Here is an 18,455-nt window from a genome sequence, read left to right as displayed (position 1 = left end):
TATGCCAACGACCTTGATCTTCTCAAGAGCAATGATTTAAACCCCGGTGGTTACCGGGGATCGTCGCGCTTATGCGAAAGGATAAGACGTTCTTAGTTTCATTATCAGCTGCAGGTATCCACAATCTACCGAGGCCCCTGGCCGAATGACCACGTACGGTGAATTGTGTAACTTCATCGATTTCGAGTTCATCCGCCTAACTCTCATACTGACATCTCTGGCTGCCAAAATCATATTTCGAAAATTTCTGCAGGAGGGTGGCAGTTCCAGATTTCACGACCCGGCCTTTCATCTCGCGGCGACAATCTCCTCCCCCCCCAAGCAATTCATCGTTATTTTTTCGTGCGGCCCATCGCTCACCATTCAGATTTACAAAACTTGTAGACATCCTTATTATAAGGATGACAAAAATTTAAAGTCGACCGGCTCTAATCTGGGTCGTGCGCCAAGCTGGTTTTCTAGTCCAAAACAAAATTCCTCTGCATGGCCGGAGGCAAACGGGGAGGCGCGTTGAGCCTAGTCGACGGTGCGGCAGAGATTTTGCTTGTTTCGAACGATCCCAAACATTCAGAAACTGGTGGGGGACATGGGGCGAAGGGCGTTGATTTCCCTCGCTGGTGGGCTGTATTCCGGATGATCGAGTTGGAGAAGGCCAACGAACCAGACTTCCTCCTACTCTTTGAGTCTATCCAGGACGTTGCAGAGCTTGATTCCGCAACCACACCATCCCGCGCCAGGGTCTATCAGGTCAAAAAGAAGGACGCTGGCACTTGGACTTGGTCGGTCCTGACCGGCACATCCGCCCCTAAGGCCCCGTCGCCCAAGCAAAGTAAGTCGACTAAGGCCATAACGGCACCAGTCAAAGCACCCACCTTCGAAAAGGTCTCGGAATCAGCTCTCGGCAAGCTGCATCTCAGCCTGACGGCCTTTAGCTCACTGCCGGTCGAAGGCGTGTTCCTATCAAATGCAGGATGCGACTTCCCGCTCGCCAGCGGCGGCTCGGCAGCCACAACAATGCCTTGCTCACTTGCCGACCTAGCAACTGCGCACGTGCAGCTACTTATTGATGCTTTCGCTTCGCTATCACCAGGCGCCCCTCCGCCAGATTTGGCCAGAGTGAGGCTGGAGAAGGTCGCCATACACTCCGATAATTTGGCCGCACCGGCGATTGCCGCTGCGCTGGAGCTCCTGAACGAACGTAGTCCGGAGCACGCAGGTCAGGCAAAGGCGTTCGTCGATTCATTGGTGATGCAGCTATCTCCACTGACCCGCCGCACCGACGCCTGCACATCGTTCGAAAAACTCGTCAAAGAACGCGGCTTCTCGAGGAACGCATTCTTGGCGGCTCTGGCCGATCTGGAGACGGTTCCCGATCGCCTCGCGTTGCTTGACGTCTGGCTGAAACAACTCCAGACCGAGGGCGTCGACTTCATGACCATCACATCAGTACGCACCGCAGCAGCACGTGCGCAGCGAGATCGGCTCATGGGGGGAACCAACATCTCGAATGAGATCGACAGCTTCTGCGACGATTGGATTGCAACCAATCCATGGACATCCAACTTGCGGCCGCTTGTCGAAGCCGCGCTTGCCGTACTCAGGGTCAAGTTCAGCGGACATCGTGATCACGACCTGATGGCACGGTTTGTCATGAGAGCCATAACGAAATGCGTGGACCCGAACTAAGACGCCTCGTACGAAGCCTGAGAACAAAAGACTATGCATCGCTTCCGATTCAACAACATCTGGCTGCTATCTCATCGCGAGAGGAAAGCTCGACACATAGAGTTCCATCCGAACAAGAACCTGCTCGTGGGGAGAAACCACACGGGCAAAACGACGGTGATTCGGAGCCTTTTTGAGACACTGGGCGCGAAGCCGCAAGGCAAGCTTGAGCAATGGGACGAGAACGCTACTTCCTTGCTTGAATTCTCGGTGGATGACAAGCGCTACTTCGCTCTCCACCAAGATGGACGACGCGCGCTTTTTGATACGAACTTCGAACTCATCGTCTCAACATCGAAATTTGGAGATTGGTCCAAGCACTTCTGCGAGATAACCAACTTCAACCTGGTGTTCTCAGACAAGAAGCAGGCGGAAGTGGTACCCGCTGACCCCGCGTGCTTCTTCGTGCCGTTCTACGTAAACCAAGATGGCAGTTGGCAATCAGACTGGAACACGTTCGGCGGCATGAAGCGCTTTACCGCACCGTTCAAGCCAATCCTTGAGTACTTCACTGGTGTATGTCCGCCTGATTATTACGCGGCAAGCGCAGAGAAGTCCCAACACGCCAAGGTTCTTGAAGATAACCGACGCGAGTACCGCCTGCTCGAGCGTGCTATCGAGCGCTTTAGCAAAACGATCCCGCTATCAGGCCCAAAGGTCAATGCTGACAACTTTGCCGTAGAGATTGAACAACTTACAAAGGAAGTCAACCAGCTAAACATCCGACAGGAAGCACTGCGTGACGTGGCCGTTCGGGAGCAAGAACTTTTGAAGAATCTGGATCATCAGATTCATCTGGCTGAAACCGCTCTTGCCGCATATGACAGCGACGCAAAGTACCTTTTCAAAAATGGTGCAGCGCCACTAGTGTGCCCGACATGTCATGCTGAACACGAGAAGCCCTTCCTTGACCTATTGGAGTTCGCAGAAGATGCTCGCGTTCTACGCGAGCTCGCTACGCGACTGCGGGAGGATGCCGCCGAGGTTCGCAAGCGGACACAAAAGGCCTTCTCGGAGCTAAGCTCACTCAACGAGAACTATCTGCGCATCTCCCTCCTGTTGGACACGCGCAAAGGCGAATTGAAGTTCCAAGACGTAGTAGGTAGTCTGGGCGCGGAGTCGGCATTCGCGGCCTTCGAGGAAGAGCGCAAACATATTCAAAATGCCATTGATGCTGTGGTTCTTACTGTCGAAGCACTTGAAACGAAGATGAGCGAGCTGCGCTCTCCCAAGCGCACGAAGGCCATCCTGACCGATTTCCGCGAACACTACGTGACCAGTCGCATTGCATTACAGCTTCAATCCGTGACGACCAAAACTATGCAGTTGGCATCACGCCCGTCTCTGTCGGGCAGTGGCGGGCCGCGATCAATTCTCGCCTATTACGCATCGATCTGGCGGACCGTTCAAGGCAAGATGGGCACATACGACATCCCGGTAGTCATTGACTCGCCCAACCAACAGGCCCAAGACGACTTTAACCTGCCCGCAGTGCTCGAGTTCATTGCCAACGACTTACCAGCAGGCATGCAACTCATCGTCGGACTGGAAACACCCACCGACTTCGTCTTCGATCATCAGATTAACCTGACGGAGAAGTACAAGATGCTGAATGAAGAGGATTGGGAACCCACCGAACAATTGATGGAGCCTTTGCTAGTAAAGATGTACCAGACAACGCTGTCACAGGGATAAGAAGTGTCTGCATAGCAGCAGCCGATTTGAAAGGTCGCGTGCGATTAGAACCAAAGCATGGCGCATTAAGCCGTAAGACTGACGATCACGCGCATCCAAAACTAGCGTAAGTCTCGACATAATCAAGTGTTAATTGAACCACGCCAAAGAACCGGAACAGTACTTCGGGCAACCAGCAACAATTCAACGCAGGGACGGCTTCTTCACGCCCGGGTACTGTAGGGAAGCGGCGAACTAACAGCTTGCCACTTCGCAATCGCCAGCGCGACGGGCTCACTTTTTGAAGGGGACTCGAAGTCGTCAACATCGGTGTTGATCAGGTAATGATGCTAGTCCTGATCGGCCCCTTTGATGGCAAGACCGAGGACAATGCAGCCCTGAATAATTTGCCTAACATCGAATTCAATGCGCTTGTAGTTGACTCGGAAGGTTTCGACCATGCCCCCCTTTCACAAGATCGACACAGATCGCGTCGATGTTCTCCGAGGCTTTGCGGAAATTAATAAGCATGGGTATCCCCGTCAGGGCCGTTGACTCAGCACTCAGAGTCTGCTGGCACGGGTTAAGAACGCGGGCCTTCGTGCCCGACACTCAGATTACAGTGTCGGGCACGATAGGCACACGGCAAGCCATCACGAGCGCAGGCGAACTGCTAAACGATTCGGTTGACGCGCGACTTACATTCCGATGGACCGGGCGGACGATGCTTGGCAACCAACCGGTTCGCAGGCGGATCAGATTTCATCAACGGCCGGGCCGCCGTTTTGGTCACAACCCTCACCGCTTGTGTCGAGGCCTTTCCTGCGGCTGCACCACAGTCGGGCACCGTAAGCGACAGCTTCACCGGTAGTGGCCGCATTGTCACGCATCGACCTTGCCCGGGTAAGCGGGGACGATCGGGTGCGCGGAACATCGGGGCGAGTTGCTCGATGGCGACCTTGATGTGGTCACGTAGAATTTCCGCGTTGAACCATTCCACCTGATCCAGTTTGGAAATTTCCCGCTGCATGCGGCGACGGTCATTTTCGTCCAGAGCCTTAAGCGCGGTGGGGATGCCGACATGACAGGCAAGCCCCATGAACGTGCGGCCAAGCGACTGGTTGAACGGTGCTCGATCCGGCGGAAGATGAAACACCTGCACGCTGTCGAAGCTCGATGCAAGCTCAGTTACTTGGGACAGTCGATAGCCGCCCTTGCGCTGGCAACGCACTTCCATGCGCCAGTGATTTTGGATCGCCTTTTCCTTGTCCTTCAATTTCTTGATCGCAAGCTGCCAGCCCTTCGGCGATGCGAGCGCAGCAAGAGTAACCGACGCCGTCGACTTCAACTCACGGCGAAGCGTCTCGGCCGCCTTGTCGTAAACGGATAAGCGACAATCTGACCCGAGCACACCAACATAAAGCGTCGCGAGTGTGCCTTTGCCGTCAAAATCGCGCATCACGTTTGCACCACCGCTCTTTCCTTTTACTGATACGAGCGTACCCTCCAAAACGTTGATGTCGTAATCGATATTGATGTCCATGCGCAAAACCAGAGCCCGCTCCATGATCCGAGCAGACTCGGTACCGAACAGCAACCGAAAGAAGCTGGCCAGCTCGCGAATGGCTTCGGCACCGGAGCGCAGGTAGGGATTCGGATTGAACTCGACCGTGAGCCAGTACGGATACTTGGCGCGGTTCGGTGACCACTCAATCCGAAGATAGCCGTCACCAACACGGGCTGAAAGGCAATCTCGGAACGCCCGGCCCTTGACCGACTGCCGCTTCGCCCCTTCCTTTTCCATATCACTCAGGCGCTGCACGACAGACTCGATGAGTGCATCGTCCATATGCTTGCTCAGCAAGGCAAGCTTCAGCTTGTCGATCCCGACATCTTGAATATGATCGAGCGGAAAGGTGCTGCCGGCCTTCGGTTGCAGTGCAGGTGGATCACGCTGTTTCATAACTGTTCCTCAGACTGATGCCCTTACGGGCGAGTACATATGGCGCTCCCCCATGCAAGAGAGCGAAACGTTAGGACGCTGTGCTGCCCTTTTCGTAATTCCGGGCGAGCATCACCACAGTGCACTGGCTGTGCGACCAGCGTCGTGCTCTGTTTGTCCAAGCGAAAGATATTTATGCGGTACGCGCTAGGCAAACTCCCTGCATCGGTGGATGCGAAACGGGTCAAACATCAGGCGGCTTCTCAATGCCTGAATGATCAAACGCAGATGACTTCGGAATAGCGACAACTGTTGTAGGTAGTGCTATTAGTAGTAGGGGGTAATACAGTTATTACAGCCGCGCCGTGAGTCTGTTCGATCCGCGAAAATACCCTAGAAATAAAGGGCTGCTGCGATATCGAGGTGGCACAGACGTGCGCACTTGTGCGATAAATGGTTGAGTTTCCTGACTTGGCTATCGATGCATATGGGCCAAGGCAGACTGCGCTGATGAGTCTATTTTTCAGGGATTTTTTCGATCCGTGCGCGTTACCGGCGACACACCCGTGGTCGACTTTCCCGACTTGAACAACGACGCCGTACAAGTCGGAAAAGTCAACGCACGACATGTCAGGTCACTGGGCGAGCCGCATGAAGATCGTCATGGTTGGTAATCTCCTTTTCAAAATTAGTCCGCGTTACTCAGACACGTCACCAAGTGAACCTGCGGCGATCGTGAATGCCCCCCGCGTCACTCCGGCAAGCGTTAGAATCGTCCGCACGGCCACAGTGTGCGCGTCCGTGGAACAGTCCTACTGGCCGGTCGTGGATACCTTCGCGCAGTTCTCGAGATAATCCTCGACAACTGAACGACGCCAGCCACGCACGCGCGGGCCGAGCTCCAGAGGGGGCGGGAAACGACCATCCTTGATCCACACGTGCAAGGTCGAGTTCGCAACCCCCAACATTTCGCGTACTACCTGACGGCGCAGTACGGGATCGATCGGAGAAGCGTCAACACGCGACGCGATGCCGTTTTCCGTTTGTTTTTGCTTCAAAGATTGAGAGGGCGGGTCCATTGCTTTCCTTGGTGGCGTGAAGAGCGCGTTGCAGCGGTAACCGGTGCGGTCCGTCGAGCACCTGAGACGCATTTTGGAGGCGGGTTGCAGCGATGAGGGGACATGTCCGTTTGTGAATGGACATCCCCCCTTTCACAATGTGGAAGCACGTGGATTCCGCAAGCATTACCACTAAAGAGATGACGAGGCCTCGAAATGACTGGAGAAGCGCTGGCTCAAATGGCACAACCGCTGGAGCAGTGGCAGGTTGAAGAAGCGAGGGCAAGACAACGAGAAGAACGAGAAAATCTGGAGCGGCGTTGTAACCCGCTGGGAATCATCGCCAGTTCGAAGATCAAGCCGAAGGCGACGTATTTGGCAACTGAAGCAGCCGAAACGACAGCGGAAATTGTTTTAACCAATCGTACCGGGTTGACGGTAATCGAGGTCCGAGCGAGAGAGGACTGGATGAGCGTGGTGGATAATCATCTCGACACGCTTCACGCAATGCTTGCACTCGGCCGCATCGATGCAATTCATGCCGAGAATGGTAGTCGGGTAAATGTGACGGCTCATCACCCCAGTTGGGGTCTTACCGAACTGGCGATAACGCGATCCGACTTTGAGAAATTCGCCCGGGTAGTTGGCATTGAGTTTGAGCGCAACCGCAACAAGGACGTTCATAGTGGGCAGGGGCAGTATGATTCGATGATTAACATCATCGGGGCGCTGTACCAACTGGCTGCGGCCAACAAGCAGGCTGGGCAGGTTCGTGGTATTGCCTCGAACGTAGCCAAACTCGTTTCACAACGCACTGGAGGCAGTATCGACCCAAAAACGGTTCGCCGGTATCTGAGTGAAGCGAAGGAAAACGGCTTTCGTGTCGAAGACGAAGACTCGCGCGAAAATGCTGACCCCGCGTGACACAAGGCGTTATCACGAGATGATCGGGGGTGTTTAGCGTTTGGCACAACTCAGATGCCCTGGCCCGCCCAAAACCTCCATTGCAATTTCATGGCGATCAACCCTGGACATTCCACCAGGCGTCACGGGCGGGCAAATAGCAACCCGATCTTGGGGGCATCTTTGGGGGCATAAAAAATTGAAATTTATACGAGCCAAGCACCAACGCGGCTTTTCCTTATAAATTCCAGTCCGGCCCTGGCACCACAACAGCCTTATCTGGCAAGACATTCCCGGTGGTTTGGCGTAAAGATCGGAGCGATGCCGCCCGAATCAGCATTTGACTTGCTCATCAGGGCTCCACGTTCGACGCAGTACGAAAACGTGGGCAACGTACGTCGCGACGCAAAAATGTTCGATCCGTTCTACGTTTTTGGTTGCACACGGCCAGGGACGCATTCCGATCCTTCACTTGCCCTTCCGATGCTTCCGTGGGGCTTCCGGCTGATGCGCCTCATCGACCACAACCACCTTGCCAAGCGCGTGCCTATCTTTCGACATGTGGTAGTAGCGTTTCATGGTGCCGTGGATGTCGACTGCGGAGACTAGCAGTGTCCCGCCCAACGTCTGATCCTTCGATTTCCGGCCGTCAGGCGCTTTTGCGTAAAACTGCTGCGGCGCTCCATCGATCAGCGGCATCGCGTCCATTAGCGAGCGCCTTGTTTCGTCTGTCATGTCCATCTGCAACCTTCGGTCGACGTCGCGCGGCGACGGACCTAATGCACCGATCGGCAAACGCATGGCGATGGATCGCACTCGGGTCACGGGCAATGATCCTGCCTTCACCGTACCTGGCAACGAGGGAAACGTCAGGTTCAGGCGATTAAGCGTATTGATCCACTTTTGCCCCTCGCCCGAATTCCCCGCTGCGTTCAGATCCGAGTGATGTGTCGCGACCACGAGATTCGCATGTCGATACAGGCTGCCGAAAATCCCACCGTCCACGCCCGTCTTTCCACCGAACGCATTCTTTGCGTACTGCGTCCCCGACTCCTCGTAACTGCCCCCCATGTCGTTTGAATGTCGGACGTAGTCCGCAATCGCTGCGGGCAACACCTGCTTTCGTGCTCCGTCTGCGCCGTCGATCCGCACGCCCGCGTTGCGAAACACGCCGGCGACACGGACCATGTCTACGGTATTCACCATCACTGCACAAGCGCGGCAGTAGCTGAGCAATGCATCTTCGGATAGCGCATGCCGGCACGCGACGACAAACGACGGCGCCAGCATCCCGTCCCGCGTCGTGTGCGCCTTGATCGTGCCCCCGCCATGTTTGCGCAATGCATAGCGCAGCAAACTGTCGTCATCGACGAATCCGACGTCGGTCAACTTTGCGAGCAATAACCGGTTGCGACTCCTCTCGGCCCCGGGCGGGCAATACCTGAACTCGCCAAGCGCCATCTCCTCGTTGACCGTCAGACAGGCATTTCCCGTCAGCGCACGCATCATCTCCAGATACAAATCGAAAGGCTCCCTTCCCGACGGCGTATGGATGTGTATCAACATCCATGTGGCGAGGGCGCCAATGTTCACGCTCGAATTGAACGGGCGGCCATCCGGCATGAGCGCAGGGTCGTTGTAAGGCAGCTCGGACGGTTCCGACGCGATGCGCTGCCGGTAGTGTTCCGGCTGATCACCCATCAAGCGAATCGCCAACGCCATCGCCATTGGCTTCGACATGCTCTGCTGCGAAAACCGGTGATGAGGATCTCCAACGCTGACGATCTGCCCCGTCTGCGTGTTCATCAGCGAGATCGCACGCTTATCGGCGCACGGCGCCGTACCGGGAATGCCCTGAACCGGCGCCCCCTTGCCAGCGGGCGACATGCGAGCGCGAATCACTTCCTCCAGTAGCGTCATGTCCACGACGTATATGGGCTCCCTACCGACACCGCAACCGGCGCCGTCCCGCAGACCGCTGCTCACATTGCGTGAGCCGAGGAAATCGCGGGCTATCTCGGTGTGTTTGGGTCGACGCGGACAGTCGGTGGCAACAACGTCATGCGGGGGAATTGCGGGGCTTGGACGTAAGACTTTCAAGAAGCATCCCTGTACTAATTTTTGTACGACCAGACTATTCGTCTGGTGCCGCCGTCCGATTCCATAGCTCGCTCATCGCCGAGACACACATCGTGCGAAGCCGCGATCAATCGCACACCGGCGGCCGCTGTCTACGTCAATACGCCGGCGCGCCGCCTGCCAAAGGATTACGTAATTTCTTAAACGGGCACTCAGTCGCGTCTCGCGTCGGTCCAGATTGCCGCCTTCCCGACGAACGCCCGACATTCCTCTGAGACGCGCATACCACGTGGATTTGCGCATCCGGCGCAGCAATGCGCGCATTTGTGAAAAACGCCGAAACCTGTCGGGTACGGCGCTCCGGCACTTCCTATTCGGATGAAGCTGAAACTCAGGTCACTTCACGCCTGACATCATGACTTCGCCCCCCAATCCAATTAACTCACCGGGAAGTGACGGAGACTTTCATGACCACGTCGAAAGACACCAAACACGTGAAACACAATGGGACAGGCAAGAAAAGGCGCGAGGAGGCGCCCATGCCGAAATTACCGAAATCGTTAGCAAGAGAGGGCTATGTCGTCTGGTTTCATGACCACGGAAAGTACCTTGGGCTGGCATGGAACGACACGGCAGCGGAGATCGAAAAGGCTCACGTCACGGATGACGATCACGCGATCTACTTCGAGACGTTTGCGCAAGCGGCGGTCGCATGCGACAAGTTCGTCAGTCCTTGCCGGGTACTTCATTCGCCCGGCCCTGGAAAACGGCCGAAGCTTATGGGTTAGGCGGGAACAATGGCTCGTCGGGAACGACGAGCCATGACTTCTGATCGCACGTCCCGATGCATGGCCGCATGTCACGCAGGACCTTGGCAGACGCTTGCGATCACCCGGCCTTCGAAACGAAATGTGTCGCGGCCACCAGCGCCGTGCCGAGCGTGACCATCGTACCGATCAGCCGCCACGTCAGTGCATGCAACTCACGATGCACCGTCGCGAACTCCTTATGCATCTCACTTCTGAGGCCGCCAACCTCCTGGTGCACTTCGGCACGCAGCGTGCCGATCTCCTTGGCCAGATCCTCTTTGGTCGCGAGGGTGGGCAGAATCGCTTCGACTGAAGCGATGCGAGCCTGCAACCTCATTTCGTCATGTTTGGATCTGGTATCCGTATGACTAACTTTCAAACGTGTAAATCGCGAATCAATTTTCCGGAGTGTTCCCATCTTCATCACCACCTTCTGTCGCATCGTCTCACCTGATATCCAAAGTGGCGACGCGTGAAAAAACGAAGTGCAGTGCGAGAGATTCGGCAGGAAATCCGCGGCTTTTTCCGTGGCTTTGCGACACCGAACGGTTCGCTCTCGTCACTGCATGGAAACCACTCTATCCCGTTGCCCGGGACTTTCGGCGCTACGTAGTCTCCGACATCGGCTCGCCGAGATAGGCGACGATCTCCTGCGCCGTCGCACGCGCACTTCGCATCACGCCAATCAATGTCGCCGACGCGTATCCCGTCCACTCGCCATAGCCGACGAGCCAAAGTCTGGGCTCATCGATACTTCGGGTTCCGGCAACGCGAATACGTCCGTCTTCCTGCGTCAGCGGTAGCGAATGCAAATGCCCCAGCGCCGGTCGGAATCCTGTGCACCAGATGACGACATCGACCGCCGAAAACGCGCCGTCCTCCCAGACCACACCATCCTCCACGAAGCGGACGAACGGCCGCACTGCCTGCAACACGCCGCGCTCGCGAGCCGCAAGTACCGACGGCACCATGACGATATGCCCGAGCCCATTGTCGGGATAAGGATCCGGCAACCCGCGCTGTGCCGCCTGCCACCGGGCGGTGGCACGCTCGAACAGCACACGCCCGTCGACGTCATCCGGCAAGAACGATGGCGGACTCAGCGTGACCCAGGTCGCATCATTCACTCGCGACACCTCGGCATAGATCTGCGCGCCGGAATTGCCTCCGCCGACGACCAGCACGCGCGCACCGCGCAGCGCTTCGGCACCGTCATAGTCGGCGGAATGCATCTGACGTCCCTGAAACGAGGCTTGCCCCGGATACGAAGGCACATAGGGCGAACGCCACGATCCGGTCGCGCTGATCACAGTACGTGCCAGCCAGTCGCCTCGATCGGTGCTAACGCGCAATCCCGCCTCCTGCGCAATGACACGCGCCACACTCACCGGACGCATCACGGGCACCTCGTAGCGTGCCTCGTATTCGCGCAAATAAGCCACCACCTCATCGCGCGACGGGTAATGCTGCTCGCCGCCACGCATCGGCCACCCGGGCAACGAACTCCACTGCGCAGGCGAGAAAAGTTGCAATGACGTCCACGCGCGTTGCCACGCACCACCCGCTGTCGGCTGATCGTCGAGCACCACATAGTCCACGTGCCAGCGGCGCAGAAAATACGCCGTCGCCAACGCCGACTGTCCGCCACCGATGACGAGCGTGTCGACGTAGCGCACCGCCTTCGCAGCGCCTCCAGCCTCTCGCCCCTCGGAGGAAATGTCTTGTCGGCTCATTCGGCATCCTCTTCATCCGGCGGCATGCGTGGTCCGACCTGCCGGAAATACCGCCCCGGAGATTCGCCGAAGGCACGGCGGAACATCGCGATGAAATTGCTCGGCGTGGAATACCCCAGCGAGTCGGCAATCGTGCCGACGGGCTCCCCGTTGGCCAGTCGTTCGAGCGCACTCACCAGACGCGCCTGCTGCCGCCACTGCGTGAACCCCATCCCCGTTTCGGCGACGAAAAGCCGCCGTGCCGTACGCGACGATACCCCGGCATGCTGCGCCAGCATGTCGAGCGACGCCTGTCCGCCCAGATCGTCGAGCACGGCACGCGCCACGCGCACCACCCTCGCATCGGTCGGCATCGGCAACCCCAGCGGCTCCGCCGGTGCACGCGCGATCTCGTCAATCAGCACCTGTGCGAGACGCGCCTCCTCGTCCGTCAACGCATCGCGAGATGCCCACGCCACCGCCCGCTTGACCAGCGCCGCCAGCAACTCGGACACGCCCACCACGCGTGGCGTCGATGGCAACACCGTCGCGGCGCTCGGCGCCACGAGCACGATCCACCCGCTCACCACACCGGCAAACGACACGCGATGCGTCACGTTCGGTGGAATCCATCCCGCGCGATAAGGCGGCAGCACCCAGGCCCCGTAAGGCGTGTGCACGTGCACCAGACCCGAGTGAATGCAGAACAACTGCCCGCGCACATGCGAATGCCAGTCGAGCTCACGCGTGCCGATCTTGAAAAGGCTTCGCTCATGATCGCTTCCGCCGAACGCCCACACGGGCGGGCCGTCAGGCCGATCGTTCGGCTTGTACCGGGCGAATGGTGAACTATCCAGCGACATCATCGGCACGTCGGACTTCCTGCGCGACTGCGCGGTCAGCGGGAGCGAATCGAGGGTGTCCTCACGATGGACGGGACGAACAGGATCCACGGGATCGGCAGGGGTGGCACACATACCTTTGTCCGATTTGCATTGTTTTATGACCAAACGATGTTATCAGGTCAGTGCCGAGCGCGCAGACAATGAGCGAAGTACCACACTCAGCCGCCTTCGGGGGGCACCTTCACGATCATGTCTGCCTTGCATGTCACCATCATCGGCGCGGGTCTGGGCGGCCTGTGTCTCGCTCAGGGCCTGCGTCGCGCAGGCATCCCGTTCGATGTCTATGAGCGCGATGCCGCCCCCGAAGCCCGCTTCCAGGGATACCGTCTGCGCATCGACGCCGACGGCCTCGACGCCCTCACCCAATGCCTGCCCGACGGCCGCGTCGAGCGCGTGCGCGAGCACGCAGCGGCGACCCGCACCGGCGGCCGCTTCGTCACGCCGCAGCTCGACGACGCCGATGTCGTCCTGCCGCCCAGTTGGCACGACGCCCATACGGACGAGGGCGTCACCGCACATCGCCGCCGAACGGCGGCGGTCACGGCACGCCCGGCGCCGCACGTGCCCGAGATTCCGGGCGACGTCAGCGTGCATCGCCAGACGCTTCGGGAAATCCTGCTCGACGGCATTCTCGACCGCGTGCACTTCGGGAAGACCTTCTCCCGCACGACCACCGCCGAAGACGGTCGCCGCATCGCGCATTTCGAAGACGGCTCCCACAGCGCACCGGGGCTGGTCGTGGCAGCGGACGGCACTCATTCCCGTGTTCGCGAATACGTGTTGCCCGGCATGACCCCGCGCGACACGGGCAACGTCTGCATTTACGGACTGACACCGGTATCTACCGCCTTGCTCGTTCTGATGGACGCACACGGCGAAGCCACGACGATGGAAGGCAGTACGGTCGTATTTGCCGACGGCTTCGCGGTTGTCATCGAGGCAATGCTGTTCCGTCGTCCGCCGGCCACCCCGCTGTCCACGCCAGACGTCGCTTGCCCGGCCCGCATGCCGCTCTCCCCGGTTTCCGACTATCTGTACTGGGCCTTCATCGGCCCGTCGCAGACATTGCTGGGCGCGCCTCGCACCGGCATCGGGCTGGCGGACAACGCACCGCTCAATCGCATCGAAGCGCTCACCGCCGGTTGGCATCCGCATCTGGAATCGCTGTTCTCGCACGCGGTACCGGAAACCATCCGGACGATGCCCGTGCGCAGCACGACCAGTCCGCTGCCGTGGCAAGTAGAGAGCGTCACGGGGTTGGGCGACGCTGTCCACACCATGAGTCCCGCCGGCGGACTGGGCGCCAACACCGCCTTGCGCGACGCCGCCCGTCTCGCCGAACATCTGCACGCCGTGGCGCAGGGCCGCATGCCGCTATCGCAAGCGCTCGCCGACTATGAACGCGACATGTGCGAGCGCGCGAGAGAGGCCGTCCGGCTGGCCGATGCCGGCGCCGCGTTGCTCAATGCCCGCCGCCGTTCGCCGCAGCAACCCCGGGCGGTCGCCGTGGATGCCATGCAGTTATGAGACGTTGGCGCTCCCGTGTTACTTTTACGGCAACGTGACTGCGCGCGAGGAGTGACCATGTACACCGTAATGGGTATCACGGGACGCGTCGGCGGCGTCATCGGCCACGATTTGCTGAAGGCGGGCGTGCCGCTGCGGGCTGTCGTTCAGGACCCCGTCAAATCGAGCCGATGGGCGACGCTCGGCGGTGAGATCGCCGTTGCCGAGAATGGCGACGTCGATGCCCTCACCAATGCCTTTCGCGGCAGCGAAGCCGTGTTCGTCATGCTGCCGCCGAATGCCGACCCCGAGCCGGACTTCTCGCACGCCCGTCATCTGATCGACGCCGTGCGTCAGGCGCTTGCGGCTACACGTCCGAAGCGCGTCGTCTGCCTGTCGAGCATCGGGGCCGATGTCGAAGTCCCCACGTTGCTCACCGCACTGCACATGTTCGAGACGGCGATGGTCTCGCTGTCATTACCAGTCACATTCCTGCGTCCGGCATGGCTGATGGAAAACTTCGCGTGGGACATTTCGCCCGCCCGTGAGCGCGGCGAGTTTCCGAGCTATCTGGCGCCCGTGGATCGCGCGATCCCGATGGTATCGACCAACGACGTGGGTCATTTCGCCGCACGTGCCATGCTGGAGGATTTCAGTGACGAGCGAATCTGGGAGATCGAAGGCCCAGAGCGTTATTCGCCAGACGATATCGCCAGTGCCCTCGCCCGCACGCTGGTTCGCGACGTGAGCGCCGAGGCCGTGCCGCGCGCGGGATGGGACCCGCTATTCCGTGCGCAGGGCATGCGTAACCCGCTGCCGCGCATCCAGATGCTGGACGCCTTCAACGACGGCACGTTCCGATTCCGGGATGACGGCAAGCACGCCTTGCGGGGCGACGTCACGCTTCTCGATGCGATTGCCGCACTGGTTCGGGAAACCTGACTCGCCACCGACGGCTACCGCGTCGGCTCATCGAGCATCGCCCGGCGTGCTGCCACAGACCGGCGTCTGCGCGAGCAGGTCGCGCCACCGCGCTGCCCAGTCACCGTCGTGAGACAGGCCGGTCACCACGGACGTCCTGACGCACGCACCGCCCACGGCAGCAGCGAAGCGCTTCGCGACATCCGGCGGCACGATCGTGTCCTCGGCGCTGCTGAAATGGATCTGGGGAATGCGCGCAACCCGGCTGGCAACGGTAATGGGATTGCGCGAATCGGGCATCGCCGAGACACGATGCAATTCGTTCACGTACTCGACGTCGAGATTGCCTGCGACCGTTCGTAGCGAAGCGACGTCGTGTCGACGGGCCGCGAGCAATACCGCAATCGCCCCGCCCCCGGAGAACCCGACCAGTTCCAGCGGCTGCCCCGGCACAAGCTTTGCCAACTGGCTGATCTCTGCGTCCATCGCATCGAGCACTTCGGGCGCAAAGCGTTTGCCCGTCCAATAGGCGATGCCACAACGCGGATTGTCTGCCATCGGCGTGAACTGACAGGGACGCGCGAGGTAGACGACGTTGGCAGACGGATCCGCTGCGGCCAGCGCGAGCCCGGTTGCCGCAACCGGTGTCGGATCCATCGACGGTTCCGTGCGCGACACCCACGCCAAGCCATCACCCTCGATGTAGATCCGCAACGGCCTGTCCGGGCGGGTGACGCGAGAGAATGCCGTCATCCGGAAGTCCCCTGCCGCCAGCACTTCGCGCTTCAGACCAGCGGGCTGCGCAATCGCTTCGGCATGGGCGTTGCGATCCAGACTCGCGCAACCTGAGATGAGCGCCACTGCGCTCAAGGCCATCACCCACCCGGCCCACCCGACCCATTTTGCCCATCGCAGCGTGTCCATGCGTGCATCGCTCGCCATCGTCATTCCTCGTCGCTTTGCGCCGGCGTCCATCGAGCGACGAACTGCGTCAGATCCTGTGCCATGCGCTCGATCACCGGCGCCCACTGGGAGACCGCCGGTTGACGGAATAGCCGCATGCCGGGATACCACGGCGAATCGTCCCGCCCGAGCAACCAGCGCCAGTCCGGCACGTAAGGCAGCATTACCCACACCGGCCGCCCTATGGCGCCGGCCAGATGGACGGGTGACGAATCGACCGAAATCAGCAGGTCCGCGAGATGGAGAATCGCGGCCGTGTCCTCAAAGTCGCGAATCTCGTCGCTCAACGACACCATCGTCATGCCTGCGGGCGGCGTATTCGCCTGCGAAGCCGCGGGGCCCTTCTGAATCGACAGAAACGTGGCGCCGCTCGCACCCAGCGGTGCCAACTGATCAAGCGCCACCGAGCGGTTCCTGTCGTTCACGTGCTCCGGACGCCCGGCCCACACCACGGCCACCCATGGCTTCGGCACTTCGGCCAACCGTGCACGCCAATGCGCCACGCGCGCCGGATCTGCGCGCAGATAGGCGGCATTGCCCGGTAAATCGTCAAGCTTCAGGCCCATGGCCATCGGCAAGCTCATCAACTCGCAATGCTGATCGAACGTCACGGGCAACGTGCCGCGAGCGACGATATCGGTGTCGCCCCACATGCGTCGCGCGATCGACAGCGTCTCTGGATTCACCTCGAAAATCACCCGCGCCTGACTCCGCTCCCTCGCCCACAACGCCATGCGCATGAACTGGAATGTGTCGCCATATCCCTGCTCGTCGTGAATGAGCAACGTCTGTCCGGGAATTGGCTGACCGTTCCAACGCGGACGCTGCACCTTCCGTTCAATGGACTGCGTGTGCTCCAGGCTGTACCGGTAGCGGTACTCCTGCCAGCCGCGTTCGAAATCCCCCAGCAAGAGCAGCGCTTCTGCAAGATCGAATCGGTTGGACAGATCGCCCGGCACCTGACGCGCAAGCATCGCCAGCACGTCGCGGCCTTCCTCTGCCTTGCCCTGTGCGCGCAAGGCGACCGCCAGCAATCGCCACATCGACATCGGTGCCGCGCCGGCGGATACGACCTCGCGCAGTAACGCTTCCGCGCCCGCGAAGTCTTGCGATGCGATATGTTGGGCGGCCGTCTCGTGAATGGCAGCGAGATCCTGCATCGCAGGCGCTCGCGCTTCACCGTGCACCGCGTCCGATGATTGTGCAGATACCGACCGCGCGGCAATGTCCGCCTCCACGGCCGCCAGCGTCGCCCGCAGGTTGGCGTTGTCCGGTGCAAGCTCGACCGCGGCACGAGCGCTGATCAGTGCTTCGTCGAGACGCCCCACCAGACGCAGAATGCTTGCGCGCGCCACGAGGGTCGAAGGATGTTGTGCGGCGAATGCCGACATCACCTCGACAACCTGTAACGCCGACGCCACATTGCCTCGCGACAGCTCGATGTCGGCAAGATTGCGATAGGCGTCGACAAAGTTCGGCGCGATATCGATGGCACGCCGGGCCAGCGCCTCGGCGTCGTCGAATCGTTGCTGCACGCTGAGCAACGACGCGAGATTGCTGAGGGTGTCGGCTCGCTGCGGCTCGAGAGCAAGCGCGCGGCGGTAATGCGCTTCGGCCACATCGAAGCGACGCAGCAAACGCGCGGTATTGCCCAGATTGTTCTGTGCATCGGCCGAGCCGGGTTCCAGCTCGCCCACACGGGTCAGACAGGTCAGACTCGATTCGAGCTGCCCGGCCTCCTGCAAGGCGATGCCGAGATTGTTCCATCCGGCCGCGAACGCCGGATCGATCTCGACGGCGCGCCGCCCGGCGGTCACGGCCTCATCCAGACGGCCCGCCTGCCGGTACATCTCGGCCAGATCCGACCAGCAGGCGGCGTGCCCGTTTGCCGCACGGCAGGTCGTCTCAAGATGCCTGATCGCCATGTCGCGCTTGCCGAACGCATGCGCCATGAGCCCCAGAAGATAATGCGCATCGGGGTGTTCGGGAGCGACTTCCAGCACGCGTCGACACAAGCTTTCGGCCTGCTGCGCCTGCCCCGCCTGCCAGTGCGAATTCGCCAGCGCCATCGCCTGCGCGAAGGTCAGCGTCTGAGGAACGGTCTGAGAGGTGGCCTGAGAAGCAGCCTGAGAAGCGTCGTGAGCCGGATCGGAGGACGCCGACGAGGATGCGGGAGCGGAAGACATCGGATAACAACCGGGAGAAAGGCGGGGGGGCGGCCGGAAACATCGTCAGGCCGCGGGCACTGCGTGATACTT

The 18,455-nt window shown here is 59.8% G+C and carries 14 protein-coding genes and 1 pseudogene; 6 read left to right on the top strand and 9 right to left on the bottom strand.

Annotated features, from left to right (window positions below; all coding sequences use genetic code 11):
- The first annotated feature begins 510 nt into the window (after positions 1-510).
- On the top strand, positions 511-1,686 hold the full coding sequence (locus tag A9762_RS03610) for a dsDNA nuclease domain-containing protein (protein WP_170836174.1): 1,176 nt from the start codon (positions 511-513) through the stop codon (positions 1,684-1,686).
- Positions 1,687-1,719: 33 nt separating this feature from the next.
- Positions 1,720-3,420 carry a hypothetical protein gene (locus A9762_RS03605; protein ID WP_069340681.1) on the top strand — a complete coding sequence of 567 codons (1,701 nt, stop codon included), beginning with the start codon at positions 1,720-1,722 and terminating at the stop codon, positions 3,418-3,420.
- A 652-nt stretch (positions 3,421-4,072) separates the two neighbouring features.
- On the opposite strand, the gene A9762_RS03600 is transcribed toward A9762_RS03605, so the two are convergent.
- Positions 4,073-5,362, bottom strand: coding sequence for a hypothetical protein (locus tag A9762_RS03600; RefSeq protein WP_069340680.1), 1,290 nt, complete (start codon positions 5,360-5,362; stop codon positions 4,073-4,075).
- A gap of 791 nt (positions 5,363-6,153) precedes the next feature.
- Positions 6,154-6,420, bottom strand: a complete 267-nt coding sequence (locus tag A9762_RS03595; protein WP_170836173.1) for an AlpA family transcriptional regulator — start codon at positions 6,418-6,420, stop codon at positions 6,154-6,156.
- A gap of 195 nt (positions 6,421-6,615) precedes the next feature.
- Between A9762_RS03595 and A9762_RS03590 the strand changes: the two genes are divergently transcribed.
- Complete coding sequence (locus A9762_RS03590) at positions 6,616-7,323, top strand: hypothetical protein (protein ID WP_069340678.1); 708 nt, start codon at positions 6,616-6,618, stop codon at positions 7,321-7,323.
- A 447-nt stretch (positions 7,324-7,770) separates the two neighbouring features.
- Here A9762_RS03590 and A9762_RS03585 read toward each other — a convergent pair whose 3' ends face one another.
- Entirely contained in the window at positions 7,771-9,189 is a 1,419-nt protein-coding gene (locus A9762_RS03585) for a glutaminase (RefSeq protein WP_256388773.1), read from the bottom strand.
- 659 nt (positions 9,190-9,848) lie between these two features.
- On the opposite strand from A9762_RS03585, the gene A9762_RS03580 reads away from it, so the two are divergent.
- Positions 9,849-10,169 (top strand): hypothetical protein, encoded by a 321-nt coding sequence (locus A9762_RS03580; protein WP_069340676.1) that lies wholly within the window; start codon positions 9,849-9,851, stop codon positions 10,167-10,169.
- 100 nt (positions 10,170-10,269) lie between these two features.
- Here the strand turns inward: A9762_RS03580 and A9762_RS03575 are convergent, their stop codons facing one another.
- The 3 genes from A9762_RS03575 to A9762_RS03565 form a co-directional block, all read right to left on the bottom strand.
- Complete coding sequence (locus A9762_RS03575) at positions 10,270-10,527, bottom strand: hypothetical protein (protein ID WP_139133050.1); 258 nt, start codon at positions 10,525-10,527, stop codon at positions 10,270-10,272.
- 268 nt (positions 10,528-10,795) lie between these two features.
- A complete protein-coding gene (locus A9762_RS03570; protein WP_083253597.1) occupies positions 10,796-11,923 on the bottom strand; it encodes an ArsO family NAD(P)H-dependent flavin-containing monooxygenase in 1,128 nt (375 codons plus the stop codon).
- A complete protein-coding gene (locus tag A9762_RS03565; protein WP_371442390.1) occupies positions 11,920-12,879 on the bottom strand; it encodes a helix-turn-helix domain-containing protein in 960 nt (319 codons plus the stop codon). Before A9762_RS03565 ends, A9762_RS03570 begins: the two co-directional genes overlap by 4 nt.
- Positions 12,880-12,996: 117 nt before the next feature.
- Between A9762_RS03565 and A9762_RS03560 the strand changes: the two genes are divergently transcribed.
- Both A9762_RS03560 and A9762_RS03555 read left to right on the top strand, forming a co-directional pair.
- Positions 12,997-14,334 carry an NAD(P)/FAD-dependent oxidoreductase gene (locus A9762_RS03560; RefSeq protein ID WP_069340673.1) on the top strand — a complete coding sequence of 446 codons (1,338 nt, stop codon included), beginning with the start codon at positions 12,997-12,999 and terminating at the stop codon, positions 14,332-14,334.
- A 57-nt stretch (positions 14,335-14,391) separates the two neighbouring features.
- Entirely contained in the window at positions 14,392-15,255 is an 864-nt protein-coding gene (locus A9762_RS03555; RefSeq protein WP_069340672.1) for an NAD(P)H-binding protein, read from the top strand.
- Between the two features lie 27 nt (positions 15,256-15,282).
- On the opposite strand, the gene A9762_RS03550 is transcribed toward A9762_RS03555, so the two are convergent.
- The 3 genes and pseudogenes from A9762_RS03550 to A9762_RS29355 all read right to left on the bottom strand — a co-directional run.
- Entirely contained in the window at positions 15,283-16,176 is an 894-nt protein-coding gene (locus A9762_RS03550; RefSeq protein ID WP_371442389.1) for an alpha/beta hydrolase, read from the bottom strand.
- A gap of 2 nt (positions 16,177-16,178) precedes the next feature.
- Positions 16,179-17,357 (bottom strand): glycosyl transferase family 8, encoded by a 1,179-nt coding sequence (locus tag A9762_RS29360; protein ID WP_069340744.1) that lies wholly within the window; start codon positions 17,355-17,357, stop codon positions 16,179-16,181.
- Between the two features lie 264 nt (positions 17,358-17,621).
- Positions 17,622-18,266, bottom strand: a pseudogene (locus A9762_RS29355) (tetratricopeptide repeat protein); the annotation flags it as partial.
- Positions 18,267-18,455: the final 189 nt, after the last annotated feature.

This window comes from Pandoraea sp. ISTKB (assembly GCF_001721285.1).
Lineage (GTDB): Bacteria > Pseudomonadota > Gammaproteobacteria > Burkholderiales > Burkholderiaceae > Pandoraea > Pandoraea capi.
Note: the sequence above shows the minus strand (reverse complement) of the source record. Positions and strands in the feature narration are given on the sequence as shown.